Source organism: Nostoc paludosum FACHB-159, from assembly GCF_014698835.1.
Lineage (GTDB): Bacteria > Cyanobacteriota > Cyanobacteriia > Cyanobacteriales > Nostocaceae > Nostoc > Nostoc paludosum.
The window spans coordinates 31804-46745 of sequence record NZ_JACJTU010000029.1; the positions used below are offsets into that span (position 1 = coordinate 31804).

General features: G+C 43.6%; 8 protein-coding genes. 5 read left to right on the forward strand and 3 right to left on the reverse strand.

What is annotated here, in order from left to right; translation table 11 throughout:
* Nucleotides 1-40: 40 nt before the first annotated feature.
* The gene (locus H6H03_RS25475; protein ID WP_190957848.1) at nucleotides 41-913 is read left to right on the forward strand and encodes a DUF4351 domain-containing protein; all 873 of its coding nucleotides are present in this window, start codon (nucleotides 41-43) and stop codon (nucleotides 911-913) included.
* A 281-nt stretch (nucleotides 914-1194) separates the two neighbouring features.
* Here the strand turns inward: H6H03_RS25475 and H6H03_RS25480 are convergent, their stop codons facing one another.
* Together H6H03_RS25480 and H6H03_RS25485 are read right to left on the reverse strand one after the other, a co-directional pair.
* The gene (locus H6H03_RS25480; RefSeq protein WP_190957849.1) at nucleotides 1195-1383 is read right to left on the reverse strand and encodes a WYL domain-containing protein; all 189 of its coding nucleotides are present in this window, start codon (nucleotides 1381-1383) and stop codon (nucleotides 1195-1197) included.
* Nucleotides 1384-1423: 40 nt separating this feature from the next.
* A complete protein-coding gene (locus H6H03_RS25485; protein WP_190957850.1) occupies nucleotides 1424-5185 on the reverse strand; it encodes a DUF4912 domain-containing protein in 3762 nt (1253 codons plus the stop codon).
* A 390-nt stretch (nucleotides 5186-5575) separates the two neighbouring features.
* On the opposite strand from H6H03_RS25485, the gene H6H03_RS25490 reads away from it, so the two are divergent.
* Nucleotides 5576-7183, forward strand: coding sequence for a DUF6798 domain-containing protein (locus H6H03_RS25490; protein ID WP_190957851.1), 1608 nt, complete (start codon nucleotides 5576-5578; stop codon nucleotides 7181-7183).
* Nucleotides 7184-7306: 123 nt separating this feature from the next.
* Here H6H03_RS25490 and H6H03_RS25495 read toward each other — a convergent pair whose 3' ends face one another.
* Nucleotides 7307-8434: a precorrin-8X methylmutase gene (locus H6H03_RS25495; RefSeq protein ID WP_190957852.1), complete on the reverse strand. Its 1128-nt coding sequence runs from the start codon at nucleotides 8432-8434 to the stop codon at nucleotides 7307-7309.
* A 219-nt stretch (nucleotides 8435-8653) separates the two neighbouring features.
* On the opposite strand from H6H03_RS25495, the gene H6H03_RS25500 reads away from it, so the two are divergent.
* The 3 genes from H6H03_RS25500 to galT all read left to right on the forward strand — a co-directional run bounded on the left by H6H03_RS25500 (nucleotide 8654) and on the right by galT (nucleotide 14754).
* On the forward strand, nucleotides 8654-10594 hold the full coding sequence (locus tag H6H03_RS25500; RefSeq protein ID WP_190957853.1) for a heavy metal translocating P-type ATPase: 1941 nt from the start codon (nucleotides 8654-8656) through the stop codon (nucleotides 10592-10594).
* Between the two features lie 1224 nt (nucleotides 10595-11818).
* Nucleotides 11819-13675: a glycoside hydrolase family 2 protein gene (locus tag H6H03_RS25505; RefSeq protein WP_190957854.1), complete on the forward strand. Its 1857-nt coding sequence runs from the start codon at nucleotides 11819-11821 to the stop codon at nucleotides 13673-13675.
* Nucleotides 13654-14754, forward strand: a complete 1101-nt coding sequence (gene galT / locus H6H03_RS25510) for a galactose-1-phosphate uridylyltransferase (protein ID WP_190957855.1) — start codon at nucleotides 13654-13656, stop codon at nucleotides 14752-14754. The genes H6H03_RS25505 and galT overlap by 22 nt, the downstream gene beginning before the upstream one ends.
* The last annotated feature ends 188 nt before the right edge of the window (nucleotides 14755-14942 follow it).

A 14942-nucleotide genomic window follows, 5' to 3' on the forward strand; every position in this document is an offset into this window, starting at 1 on the left:
ATTAGTTATCATCTCAGTGAATATGCTGTTAAATTTATAAATGGCAGAATATGACAACCTGTGTAAATTACTTGCAGAAAAATATCCCCGTGATTTTATTCGGTGGTTATTGAATCAAGAACCGCGCACAATTAAAATCTTAAAAACCGAATTGAGCATCGAACCAATTCGCGCTGATTCTGTGACATTCTTGCAAATAGAAAATCGGATTTTACACCTGGAATTTCAAACTACAATTCAATCTCAAGCACCAATTTCACTGCGGATGTTAGATTACTACGTCCGATTAACACGTAAATACCAAGTTCCAATCACACAAGTAGTGATTTTCTTGCAAGAAACTAATGATGAAATTGCCTTTACCACAGAATATGTCAGCGAAGTGACAACTCATCGCTATCGAGTTATCCGAATGTGGGAGCAAGATTCAGCACTATTTATGAATAATTTGGGCTTGTTACCATTAGCACCGTTAACACGAACGAATTCAGCCCCAGCATTATTATCGCAAATTGCAGAAGAAATTGCTAAAATTCCAGATATTGAGACTAGAAAAAATACGGCTGCATATACAGAAATTTTAGCAGGGTTAAAGTTTGAGAAAGATTTGATTCTGCAATTATTAAGGGAGGAAACTATGCAAGAGTCAGTGATTTATCAATATATTTTACAGAAGGGAGAACAGCGCGGCGAACAACGCGGCGAACAACGCGGCGAACAACGCGGCGAACAAAAAGAAGCACTGAAATTTTGTCTGCTTTTACTTGAAGAACGCTTTGGTGAAATTGATTCGTCGATTATTGAGCGAGTGGAACTTTTAAATAAGGAACGCCTAGAAGCATTAGGTAGAGCTATTCTCCGATTTTCATCGTTATCTGATTTAGTAACTTGGTTAAACCAGCAAGAAAATTGATTTGTCAAAATTACTCGGCTTCAAATCTCTAACTTTTTCAAGAAGTTATACCAATTTAATGTGAAGTTGCACATATCTAGATCCCCCTAAATCCCCCTTAAAAAGGGGGACTTTGATATGTTTTTCTGGTTCCCCCCTTTATAAGGGGGGCTAGGGGGGATCGAATTCTATGCAGCTTCATAAAAAATTGGTATTAGGGATATTTTAATATAGATTATAGTTTAAAATTACAGCAATAAATTTAACTATCTTAGCGTGATAAAAAAGTTATATTTTGACATTTAACTTTCATAATTTGTTTGACCTATTTTTTCCACATTCTGCACCAACTCCTGTGGTTGTATCACCTTAACATCTCCACCAAACTCAACAATCCATCTCAACAAATCAAAATCATCTAATGTCCACTTAGTAAATATTGCCTGAAAACTAGAGACGTTGCATTGCAACGTCTCTACATCTGGATTCATAGTGTTGTTTATTGACAGTTAACCGTCAAAACACAACTTATTAGCTTTCGTAAGTTTCCTGGGAGAATTTCTTATGAATAGTTTTTGGAGATTCCCCATCAGCAGCTACTGTTATGAGATAGTCCATTAAACCATCTGAAAAGGGAAGACGTAGGTGGAAAGTACCATCGGGTTTGATTTTGATGGCGTTACCACCAATGGCTACGGTTGTATTTGGTTCCGTTGCTCCGTGAATAATCAACTCAGCATCTGCAACAAACCAAAAATCCCCGTGAGGACGATTAAATACACGCACAATTTCTGAACGCGCTACGCTTAACCAACGATCGCCATCTGCAAGATAACCAATCTCAGCTATGTAGTCGCGATCGCTGGTGGGAATCGCCACAAAGCGATCCCTTGCTACTTCTTCGCATTCATACTGCTGTACAAGTTGGCCAGTTTGATAACTCAGGTCAACGCCAGTCACATCATAAAGCCGCACTGCTAATTGAGAACCACCTTGTTGTCGCAGTGCTTGTTTTTGAGTTGGGGAAACACACCACGAAACATAAGCCCACTTGGGAGTACGCGGTGTTAGGACAATATTGCTTTCTTCTTGTGCATCGGCTGTTTCATCCACCACAGGTGAATGTTCCACAATTCCTGTATCAGCTGTTTCTTCCACCACGGGTAAATGTTCTGCGATTTGTGCATCAGCTGTTTCATCCACCACAGGCAAATCTTCGATGATGGGATCTGGTTTCACAGCACTGAAGATACGCACAATTGCTGAACGCCCCAAGGAAAACCAACGATCGCTTTCAGCAAGATAGCCGATTTCAGCTATGTAGTCGCGATCGCTTGCGGGAATTTCCACGCTCTTGTTGAGTAATTCTTCACTGTCGTACTGCTGTAGAAGTTGGGGAGTTTGATAACTCAAGTCAATGCCAGTTGCATCATACAGCCGCACTAACAATTGATAAACACCCTGTTGCCGCAGCGCAGATTTTTGGCTTTCGGTAATTTCCCAAGAAATATCAGCAGATGTATAACTGCGCGGTGTCAGCACAAGAGTAATTTCTTCTTGTGCATCAACTATTTCCTCCACCACGGGTAAATCTTCCACGATGGGATCTGGCTCAACAGGACTGAAGACACGCACAATTGCTGAACGCCCCAAGGAAAACCAGCGTTCGCCTTCAGCAAGATAACCGATTTCAGCTATGTAGTCGCGATCGCTTGCGGGAATTTCCACACTCTTGTTGAGTAATTCTTCACTGTCGTACTGCTGTAGAAGTTGGGGAGTTTGGTAACTCAAGTCAATGCCAGTTGCATCATACAGCCGCACTAGCAATTGATAAACACCCTGTTGTCGCAGCGCAGATTTTTGGCTTTCGGTAATTTCCCAAGAAATATCAGCAGATGTATGGCTGCGCGGTGTCAGCACAATAGTAATTTCTTCTTGTGCATCAGCCACAGCTGAATCTTCCACCATAGGATCTGGCTCAACAGCACTGAAGAAACGCACAATTGCTGAATGGGCGATGGGGAACCAGCGATCGCCTTCAGCAAGATAGCCGATTTCAGCTATGTAGTCGCGATCGCTTGCGGGAATTTCCATACTCTTGTTGAGCAATTCTTCGCTTTCGTATTGCTCTACAAAGTCCGGAATTTGATAACTCAAGTCCAGGCCAGTCACATCATACAGCCGTACTAGCAACTGAGAAACGCCCTGTTGTCGTAACGCTGACTTTTCGCTTTCGGAAATTTCCCAACGGACATCAGCCAATCTATGAGTACGGGGTGTCAGGAAAATACGGCTTTCTGGTTCTGCATATACTACACTACTTGTCTCGGTTGTTATCGGTACATTGTCAACGGTACCAGCCCAAGCTCCAATTCCTGCCCCGCCTGCCAAGGCCGCAGCACCCGCCAATGCCGATTCTTCATCTAGTAAATCTACAGGAGGTTCGGCTGCATCTGCTACAAGATTCAAGGCATCTTCTGGCAATCCTGGTACTTCATCTGTTACCACCTCGTCGGACTCTACTGAGCCTATATCTTCAGTTGAGGTAATACTTTCTAGCCATTCCAATTCTGCCTTGAGTTCTTCTTGGATCTCTTCTTCGCTTACTTCTGTGTCCCAATACTCAAAATCTGAAGTAGCTTTGGGCACATCTGGTAATTCAGACGTTGGGGTTGTTACCTCAGATAAAGGCAGTTCTTCATTTGGTGTTTCTTCTGGAATATTAGCCAGTTGAGGATATGAAGTATTAACAACAGCCGCTGGGGCTTCTATGTCCCATGCAACTTCGTCGGATTCCGGATGATTTTTTTCAGTATTATTTTCTTGGATTGTATCTTTTGTGGCGTTATTTTCCTTGTCTGCAAAGGTAGACCAAGTAGCCGCGCCAATTCCGGTTGCCAAAGCAGCACCACCCATTAAAGCTGTGGCTCCCAAGTTGTTATTCTCTGATACGGCTACGCTTGGAGTGGTGCCATTACTTGTCTGTTGTTGCGTACCATTCTCTGTAAGGTCAGATGATGTTTGACCATAAATTTGAAAAGGAGTGCTTTGCTCTTTTGGCAGCTGAAGGGTAGTGTCAGGACTGAGTGCAGTTTCGCCATCATCTGTGTTTGGTGGATCGGGATTTGGTTGTAGTGAATTGTCTGTTTTCTCAGGCAGAGATGGCCGTCGCCCAAAAAACCACCAGAGTAAGCCTCCACCTACAGTGGTAACCAACAAAGGTAAGAGCAACCAAAATGGTGTTTCTTTATTGACAATTGGAGCTTTTTCTGGAGGGGCGGGAGCGACAAAGGGCTGTTCGCCAAATACAGAAGTAGTTGCACTGGGAGAAGCTGTAGCAGTCGGTGTGGTTCCTGCACTGGGGGCAGCTGTGGCAGCAGGTTGTGAAACACTGGTGGCGATCGCTTCAGCTTCAGCGACTCTAGCTTGTTCTATAGCCTGCTGGCCTGCTGGTGCAAGGGTAAAACCGAGAAAACCTGCTGCCCCCAAGCTGGGATTTTTTTTGTAGATGTAAACTAATGGTTGCGAGAAGGGATATTTGGCATCGTCTGGCAAAGTTTGATGTAATTGCAGAACTCGCACACCTTCTAACTTCGAGATCTGATTGGCTAGGACATAGCTGATGCCGTCTTTACCTAGTTGTTTGACGATTTCAGCGGTATTATCGTCAGTTACTTGGGTAGCATTGGAGCCTGTAGCAAATTTCGCAGTTTTGAAAGCTGGGTAATCGCGAAAAGTATCGCGAGTATCGCTGGTTTCGGGGCGATCGATGACGCGAATCTTAGCGTCAGGGCCGCCTAATTGCGACCAATTTGTAATCTGTCCCCGAAAAATGCGGGCGAATTGCCTACTAGTTAGACTTTGCTTGAAAGGATTCTCTGCACCAACCACGATCGCAATTTTTTCACGCCGCAACCGGACTTGTTCTAGTCCTAGTGCTTTTTCTGCTGGCGTTAAACCACGGCCGATTGCTGCTATATCAATTTTGCCATCCAGCAAATCTCTCAGTGCCTTATCCGTTCCATTGGCAGCAATTTCAACCTTTGTGCCCGAAAACTGTTTTTCAAAATTATCTTTAAGACTTTGGTTGATTGCAGTTAAGCTACTTGAACCATCGATTCGCACTGTCGTTCCATTCTCCACTGTTTGCGGCAGTGGGAAAGACGGTGTTGGCGATGCAGATTGCGCCAGTGTAGGTGCCCAAACTACCATACTTGCCATCGGAGTCGTAGCTAAAGCAACCCATAATACCAGCTTCACTATTGAATTATCTTTTTTTTGTTGTTTCCACATAAGCCCCTTATTAAAGTAAAAAATACAAACCCCACCAGCCTTAATCCTTATCTTTTTATGGATTATGCAGGAGACCCGCTAATTATACATCTCTGTTATATTTCTTATCAGTTATTGTAAATATTTGTGTCTATATATACTTCGTTTGACTTTAACTGTGTTGTGCTTTGCTGAGCAAAATTTTAGTTAAATACAATTACCATAAACTTAGTTAGCTTTTATACGATACTTAAGTATAGCTGAATAACCACGATGCTTGTAAGATCGGCTAATTACTAAAGATAGTATAAACACGTATTAAAGATATCGTATGGAGTTAAATTAAAGTTTTGCTTAAGTAGTATAAGAGTTATAAAGTTTAGTTTTTTTGAGATGTTGAAATTACCAAGCATGAACCAGAAATATTTTTTACCCAAGAAATGGGCTTTGAACGCTACGGGTTGGCTAGTGTTAGAAATCATAGCAGTATTAGCATTACTCTGTCTCAGAAATTTGTTGTCTGATATCATGAGCAGAAACGATATTGACGCTCTGCCTTTAGCGAGACAATACGCCGATCCTAACTGGGTTCCGAGAGATTGGTCTGTTAATCAACCACCTGTTTATCGAGTGTTATTTCAGAGCTTATTTGGCTCGCTCATAGGAAGTTGGGGATTTTTAGCTAGTTCTCTAATTGGTAGGTTTTTTTGCTACGCGTTGATAGCTTGGGGACTAGTACTGATAGGCAGAAAATTAGGATTGAATTTGCCTTTGCAGCTGTTAGCAGTTGCAATGTTTCTTAAAGGAAATCAAGGTGTTGCTGCTGGAGAAAGAATTGTCGGAGTATTAGAAACGAAGATATTTGCTTATGCGATGGTCATGTTGGCCATCGCATTTATGCTGAGGAAGCGTTATCGCCTAATGGCTTTTTTGTTGGGGCTAGCAACTTCATTCCATATTTTGGTAGGCGGTTATACAACTTTATTTGTAGCAGTATGGGTGATTTTAAAACGAAAAATCTATTTTCCGAGTATGCGGGAATTGGGAATTATTATTCCGCTATACCTGATAACAAGTGTATTCGGTCTCAAAGCGGCCATTGAACAATTGTCTACCCCAACACCTGCAAGTCCGATACCGATTTCTTATATATATGTTTTTCTGAGGATGCCCCACCACCTGAATCCTTTATCTTGGCGTGCAAATTGGTGGATAATTCCTACTTTTTACTTGGTGATGCTTGTGAGTAGCGCTGCCGTCCTTTGGTTCAATCGTCCAACTCAAGCACTACCCGAACAGTTAGAAGAATACCAAGCTCGAATCGGACTTTTTGAGTTTACGCTGATCAGTCTGGTTCCTTATGGACTAGGATTAGCGATCGCTCCATTCGACTCTCAAGGAACTTTACTACAGTATTATCTTTTCCGCGTAGGTGATGTAATGTTGCACCTTAACGCCTGCCTATTGTTTGCTTGTGCTTTAGATCGAATCTTCACAAGTAGAAAACAACAAAAAGTACTGGTACTGTTATGTACTATCGTAGTGAGTATAAGCATTGTCAAAGGATTTCATAACTTCCAGAGAGAATTTCAATCTACACTTAATTTTCCTGACGAAAGCCAAGAGGTAGATCCTCAGTGGAAAGATCTGGTTACTTGGGTGCGAAAAAATACGCCCAAAAATGATATATTCGTATCTCCACCGGTTGAATTTGCCAACTTCATTTGGCTGACAGAGCGTCCAACCATTGCTAAATATAAGCTTATGGCTCAGACGAAAGCCGGAACATTAGAGTGGTTTTCCCGTATGCGAGACTTGAGTGGTAATTTTAACGGGGCCGATCCATTGACTAACTTTAGTGAGAAACTGCTTACACAAGGCTACAACAACTTGACAACAGACCAGGCTAAGGCACTAATGGTCAAATATGACGCTAGCTATTTCGTAACTCGGATTGAACATAAATTAGATCTACCAATCGCTTACCGCAATAAATCTTACGTTCTCTATAAAAAATAAGCTAATAAGGGAACAGGCAATAGGCAAAGAAAGTTTTTTGGGGTAGTGCTTTGACAATCACTTTATGTCCTAAACTATGGTTCAACTTATGTCAAATTCGACAACAGATTCAAAGCTAAAACTTCAGAGAAAATCTGCTGTTGGTTGATTGAGATAACAATGACAATCTGGTTTATCAATTAGCGATTCCACCAAAGCATTCAGGGCAGTTGCAGCTAAAGCAGCACCTCCGAAAGTTCCTTCAACTGTAATAAAAGGTATTCGTTGTTGCATTAGTTGTCGCTTAGCAGCGGGAGCATGGCTAAACCCAATAGGCATTGCAATTACGAGTGCAGGCTGAATTTTTTGATTGGCGATCGCCACGGAAACTTCTAGCAGCACCGAGGGAGCATAACCAAATACCAGCACGCAACCTGGAGTTACTTGTTGCAATTTTTGACGCCATTCTTGCTGCTGCCAAAAAGCAATTTCCGCCTCTGTGGCAGTAGTAATGTGGGGATTATCAATTAAAGTTTCAATGCGACATCCCAAGTGAAATAATCGAGTTCGATCCAAAGCAGCAGCAACAGTTTGGGTATCGACAACAATTTGACAGCCAGAAGATAAAGCTTCTCGACTAGCTGCGATCGCATCTCGACTCAACTTGACAAAAGATACCAAGCTCACATCGCCACAAGCCAAAACCAACTGAGAAATTAAGTGTTGTTCAATTTCCGAACGATCGGATAAATCGGGTAATAAATGTTGTAGCGATTCGCCAAAAGCCTCTGAGTGTGTGTGAATTTCGGCATCCAAACCACTCCACAATTTTTCTAATCCCCCCAATCCGGCTTGGGTTTCCACATCCAGTAACTTCAGTTGTGCTAACACTTCCGCCTGCATAATTTGACAATGGCGATCGCGTCCCAATAATCCTTCTAGCGCCGATGCAGTTTGCCGCAGTTGGGAAATTTGTTGCATCACAGCTCGATATTGCTGTTGTAGTTGCACCATCAAATTTTGATTTATGTCCGCCTCTGGTTCCACCTGCAAAATGTGGCGGATATGATTTAGCTGAAACCCTTGCTGCTTGAGTGCGACAATCCGTTGCAACCTCAGGACATCTTTTTGGGTGTAGAGACGATAATTGCTAGGCGATCGTACTGGTTGCGGTAGCAGTCCCAATTGATGATAATGCCGCACCATACGCGGAGTCAAACCCCCACCAACTGCTTCAGTAAGTTCCTTGATAGTCAAACAAGCAGCATTCATAATTTATTCCAAAAACGGCAAAATTTTTTGTAATTCTCCACAAGCCGCCTGAAGAGATGGCGGTGCAACAGTTAAATTGTCGTCTTTACCCACATCCAGCTTTTGAAAAACCCTCCGCATTAACTTTGCGTTCCTTTGCGTTTCAAAATCATTATAAGCCTTGACATTAACATTAATGTCAAGGTTTAGCCTGAGAAAGTCCCTCTTAATTCACCTCTCATGCTTTACCCACAGCGTTTTACCCAATTCACCAGAGAACACGCAGATATCTTAGCAGCCCTCCTTTGTGGCTTGCTCTTATTTCTCGGATGGTTCGCCCTACATCTCGGTGCTTTGGAATTAGCGCTACTGCTGCTACCTGCTGCTTACATTATTGGTGGTTACGAAAGTGCGCGGGAGGGACTGACTACCCTTTTCAAAGAAAAAGAACTCGATGTCGATTTGCTGATGATTGTCGCCGCCATTGGTGCTGCTAGTTTGGGCTTATGGCGAAGAGAATATCATTTAATTATTGATGGGGCAATTTTGATTCTCATTTTTGCCATCAGTGGCGCACTCGAAGGCTATGCCATGCAGCGAACTGAACGGAGTATTCAGAGTTTGATGAGTTTGACACCAGACACCGCAAGGATTTTGCTTCAGGGAAGGGAAGAGGAAGTTTCTATCAGTCAGCTAAAAGTTGGTGATGAAATTGTCGTTAAACCCGGAGAGTTAATTCCCACAGATGGAATTATCGTGTCTGGTTATAGTACCCTCAATCAAGCCGCAATTACAGGCGAGTCTTTACCTGTAGAGAAAACAGTCGGTGCAGAAGTTTTTGCCGGTACACTCAACGGCTATGGTGCATTGCAGATTCAAGTCCACAAACCAGCCCAAAGTAGCTTGATTCAGCGGGTGATTCGTTTGGTGGAACAAGCAAAGACACAAGCGCCTCCTTCGCAAGAATTTATCGATCGCTTTGAAAAAGCATATGCCAAAGTCATTGTAGTAGCCGGGATATTACTGGCAACTTTACCGCCATTTCTCTGGGGCTGGGATTGGGAAACTACCATTTATCGCGCCCTCACCTTCTTAGTGGTAGCTTCTCCCTGCGCGTTAATGGCTGCAATTATGCCCACCCTGCTTTCCGGAATTGCCAACGGTGCAAGACAAGGGATTTTATTTAAGAATGGCGCACAGTTAGAGAAGATAGGTAAAGTTCGGGCGATCGCATTTGATAAAACTGGTACCCTCACAACAGGACAAGTGCAGGTATTCCAAGTCATTGCAAGTAGTAAATACACACAAAAGGATGTCTTAAAAGCTGCCGCCAGTGTGGAATCATCTTCTGAACACCCCATTGGTAAGGCAATTGTACAAGCCGCTGCTGATTTGAATTGGGTTGGTGCAATCGAAGTACAAGCCATACCTGGACAGGGAATTGTAGGAATTGTCAAAGAACAACAGGTGATGGTTGGCAATGCTGCATTTGTGCAACAGTATGTCACAAATTTGCCCGAAGAATTGCGACGAATAGCTCAATATTTGGAGCAAGAAGGTAAAACAGTGGTTTGGGTAGCAGGGGAAGGAGAGGGAGCAGAGGGGCAGAGGAGCAGAGGGGCAGAGGTGATGGGTATCATTGCCATTGCAGATGAAGTCAGAGTGCAAGCAGCAGCGACTATTAATCGATTAAAGAAGCTGGGAGTTGAACAAATTGTCATGTTAACCGGGGATAATCAGGAAACTGCCAATAGTGTGGCCAAAGCGGTAGGAATTGAGCGCGTGTATGCTCAACTTTTGCCAGAAGATAAGCTGAATGTGATTCGTCGTTTACAACAAAAGTATCAAACTGTGGCAATGGTAGGCGATGGCATTAATGATGCACCAGCTTTAGCGCAAGCATCTGTGGGTATAGCAATGGGAGGCGCGGGTAGTGATGTAGCATTGGAAACCGCAGATATAGTTTTGATGGCAGACAGGTTAGAAAAAATTGCTGTGGCGATACATTTGGGTAGGCGATCGCAACGCATAGTCAAACAAAATATAGTCATAGCATTGGGTTTTATTGTCTTGCTTTTAGTAGGAAACTTTCTGGGAAATATTAATTTACCCATCGGCGTCATTGGCCATGAAGGTTCCACAGTTTTAGTTACCCTCAGCGGTCTAAGATTGCTAAAGTAAGGACTAGAAAGGCAAAGCCTAAATCGCGCAAGCCACAATAATAATTCGTAATTTTTACCCCACAACTTCATACCATTTCTGTATGAAGATGCGCTTATAGTCCAAGTAATAAAGAACGAACCGCCAAGTACGCCAAGAAATAAGAAATTAAGAGATTTGGCGCAGCTTCGCCAGGACTTACGCACAGGTAACGGAAAATCGTAGACGCATTAGCGAAGCGGTAGCGACGTTCGCGCAGCGGACGCACTAGAAGGAGCGTCAGCGGCTTGCCGCAGGCTACCACAGATAACGCAGAGAACACAAACAGAAGTCTGAGCGGAGGTTTCCTCCGTTGGCGCAGCCCGCGGCAGGCATCAGAACTCCGGTGAATAAGAGTTTCAGAGACTTATTGCGTAAGTCCTGTTCACAAAGAAACGGTATCAGTCGTGGGGTTTTAATATCGGGCATTGCTGAATCTAGGGATGATTTTTACCTCACGCAAAGGCGCAAAGGCGCAAAGAATCTACCTTTAGCCTTCGTCAAAAATCTTAATTCATCCCGTCGATATGCAGTACCTCTGTTATTACGCACTCAGAATGCTACCTAATCTGACATTTAGAGCAACAGCCAAGCTTGTTAGGACATCAACAGATGATAAAACTTAGACACAAAAAGAGTTTTCACCCAATCCCCAGTCCCTTACTATACCTCTAAAGTTTTTAATGACAACTCAACTAATGACTTTACAACTACCTTTGCAAACAAAAATACCATTCATCTAGCAATATTTAACGAATGCTGAGGTTATCTTCTTATATAACCTAATTTTAGCTATTTTTCTTTTGTTTGCTAATATTTCTTGACTAAATAAATGATTTTCCAAAAAACTGCTTAAACAATTTATTATATAAATAAAATTTTCATTGACAGGTACTTTCTCCTGCGGCAGATTTATGATAGTTATTAGCGACCTAAATTTAATGCTTTTTTTTAGATAACCTGGCAAAGATTGGTAAGGTATATGCCATAATGTCACGAGCTAGGCGTATATAAACTTATTGTTATACTTCAACACCTAAGTGCGGAAGGTATCACTTTGGCTACACAAAAATACAATACTACTAGCTCAATCCGATCCTTCATCGATGGGATAAAAACCCTTGCTTTATCTGGGAATCCAATATTTGGGTCTGGATTTAATCTATAGCAGGGGTTGATTGAGTTATAGATATAGGAGGAAATTTGATGAAATTTTTAGATTTGGAGAATCCTGAGGTTAAATTAGCCTCTAAAACTGATAGTAATTTTGTTGACTTAGTAGCAACACACCCGCGACCGTTGTTAAAGCGATCGCACTGGCAAACTTTAAATGGGCTGTGGAAATTCGCATTTGATGACCAAGGAAAATGTATCCAACCAGGCGATCTTAGCCAGTGGTCTCATCATATACAAGTTCCCTTTGCGCCCGAATCTACCAAAAGTGGGATTGGCGATAACGGTTTTCATGCAAATTGCTGGTACGAGCGAGAATTTGAAACGCCACCAGGGGATGGGAGATTACTATTACATTTTGGCGCTGTAGACTATCGCGCTCGTGTGTGGATAAACGATAAATATATAGCTGAGCATGAAGGCGGACACACTTCTTTCTCCTTCGATATTACCCATGCCTTAAATGACAGTGGGACAACAAAGGTAACAGTTTGGGCGCAAGACGACCCCCACGACCTGGCCAAACCTCGTGGGAAACAGGATTGGCAGTTGCAACCGCATAGTATTTGGTATCCTCGCACCACTGGTATTTGGCAAACAGTCTGGCTAGAACGTGTAGGTGAAACTTATATCGGTAACCTTCGTTGGATTCCCGACTGCGAACGGTGGGAAATTGGGTTTGAAGCTGGGCTGGCTGGGAATTTACCTAGTTACGGCGTCCAAATTAAAGTAAAACTCAGCACTGGCGATCGGGTGTTAGCAAGCGATACCTATGAAGTATTCAATGGAGAAATTACCCGCCGCATTGTTCTGGGCGATCCGGGTATTGACGACTGTCGTAATGAATTACTGTGGAGTCCAGAAAAGCCGACGCTCATAGATGCCCAAATTCAGCTATGGGATAAAGATCGTCTTTTAGATGAAGTGCAATCTTATACAGCAATGCGGACTGTCAGCATTCAGCGCGATCGCTTTATGCTCAACGGTCGTCCCTACTATCTACGGCTAGTTCTCGACCAAGGTTATTGGCCTGATACCTTAATGACACCACCCAGTGACGAAGCATTGCGACGTGATGTAGAACTCACAAAAGCTATGGGTTTTAACGGTGTCCGCAAACACCAAAAAATTGAAGACTCCCGCTTTTTATATTGGGCAGACGTTTTAGGGTTGTTAGTATGGGAGGAGATGCCCAGTGCTTACCGTTTCACGCCGAAAGCTGTGGAACGCATGACGCGTGAGTGGACGGAAATTATTAAGCGAGATGTCAGCCATCCATGTATTGTGGCGTGGGTGCCATTTAATGAATCCTGGGGAGTGCCAAATTTAGTGGAGACGGCGGCTCATCGTAACTACGTATTGGCAATGTATCATCTGACCAAGACTCTCGATCCGACTCGCCCGGTAATTGGTAACGATGGTTGGGAAAGTACGGATACGGACATCCTTGCTATTCACGACTACGAACGCCACCCGGAACGGTTAGCCCATCGCTACAGACCAGATATTCAAGTATCCGATCTATTTGAGCGTAGCCGTCCTGGGGGACGCATTCTCACCCTCGATAACTATCCCCATCAAGGACAACCAGTGATGTTAACCGAGTTTGGTGGTATCGCTTATGCACCTCTCGATCGACCTAATGCAGACCGAGCTTGGGGATATGAAAACTGCTCGAATATCTCCGAATTAGAAATGAAATACGCTGCTTTGCTCAAAACAGTTAATGACATTGAGCTATTTAGCGGATTCTGTTACACACAATTGACTGATACCTTCCAAGAAGCTAACGGTTTATTGTACGGCGATCGCACGCCGAAATTTCCCATTGAGGCAATCCGCGCTGCAACTCTCTCAGGACAAGGATTATGTACTCCCACAAGCTGTTAAAGCCCGACGGACGCAAACTCAAGTTATACAGTCGCTACCCAATAAGTGGTCAGTTAGAAGCCCCTAGCCCTAGTAACGAGCCAGTGCAAGCTAATCCCCACCTGCGCTGGCATCCCCTACGGGGGGAATGGGTAGCTTATGCCAGTCACCGTCAAGGGCGGACATTCATGCCGCCCCCAGAATACAACCCCCTCGCACCTACCACCAACCCGGAGTTCCCAACGGAACTACCCCAAGGTAAGTACGATGTGGCAGTGTTCGATAACCGCTTTCCCTCAATGGTTTCCACAGCGAACAATCCACCCGATACCATCGTGGAAACGTTACCAGCGAATGGAGCATGTGAGGTAGTAGTTTTTACGCAAGATGCCCGCGCCTCCTTAAGTTCCTTAGAGTTGGATCATCTGGATTTGCTGTTAGAAGTATGGGGCGATCGCACCCGCGAACTCGGACAAAATCCCCAAATCCAGTACGTCCTGCCCTTTGAAAACAAAGGTGTAGAGGTAGGTGTAACATTGCACCATCCCCACGGACAAATTTATGCCTATCCTTTTATACCGCCGGTTCCAGCGCGAATGCTCTCAATGCAGCAGGAGTATTATCAAGAACATCGGCGGGGTTTACTGCAAGACTTGATTCTTAAAGAGATTGTAGCTAACCAGCGAATTATATATCAAGATGAGTATGCGATCGCCTTTGTCCCAGTATGCGCTCGTTACCCCTATGAAGTCTGGATTGCAACAAAAGAGCCAGTTAGTACTTTTATGGATCTGACCCCACAACAACGTTGGGGACTTGCTAAAGCATTAAAAACTGTCACTCTTAAGTATGACGGCTTGTGGAATCGCCCATTTCCTTACTTGATGGCTTGGTTTGGTGCGCCAACGGACGGTTTACCCCATCCAGAAGCGCATTTACATGCCCAGTTTTACCCACCATATCGCACAAGCGAAAGGCTGAAATATCTGGCGGGAACCGAACTCGCAGCAGGGATGTTTGCCAATGATGCTTTACCGGAGGAAAAAGCCAAGGAATTACAAGCTGTGAAGGTGAATATTGAAGAGCCGATTTCGGCATAATTTAAGAGGCAATAGGCAATAGGCAATAGGGGAATCCAAAATTAGAGGATTTAAATGTTTACCACATCTGTGCAAAAACCGGGAAACCCTCTTTCCCCCAGCCCCCTGCCGTCCTAATTATAAGTATTCAACCGGACATGATATCAAATTAGCGGCAAGAAGTCCGATTATTGGGCAACTTCTTTTTG

What these genes read in the sequence shown, in the direction of transcription:
- H6H03_RS25495 (WP_190957852.1), bottom strand. Translation starts at nt 8,434, where the DNA reads ATGAATGCTGCTTGTTTGACTATCAAGGAACTTACTGAAGCAGTTGGT.
- H6H03_RS25505 (WP_190957854.1), top strand. Translation starts at nt 11,819, where the DNA reads ATGAAATTTTTAGATTTGGAGAATCCTGAGGTTAAATTAGCCTCTAAA.
- galT (WP_190957855.1), top strand. Translation starts at nt 13,654, where the DNA reads ATGTACTCCCACAAGCTGTTAAAGCCCGACGGACGCAAACTCAAGTTA.
- H6H03_RS25500 (WP_190957853.1), top strand. Translation starts at nt 8,654, where the DNA reads ATGCTTTACCCACAGCGTTTTACCCAATTCACCAGAGAACACGCAGAT.
- H6H03_RS25475 (WP_190957848.1), top strand. Translation starts at nt 41, where the DNA reads ATGGCAGAATATGACAACCTGTGTAAATTACTTGCAGAAAAATATCCC.
- H6H03_RS25480 (WP_190957849.1), bottom strand. Translation starts at nt 1,383, where the DNA reads ATGAATCCAGATGTAGAGACGTTGCAATGCAACGTCTCTAGTTTTCAG.
- H6H03_RS25485 (WP_190957850.1), bottom strand. Translation starts at nt 5,185, where the DNA reads ATGTGGAAACAACAAAAAAAAGATAATTCAATAGTGAAGCTGGTATTA.
- H6H03_RS25490 (WP_190957851.1), top strand. Translation starts at nt 5,576, where the DNA reads ATGAACCAGAAATATTTTTTACCCAAGAAATGGGCTTTGAACGCTACG.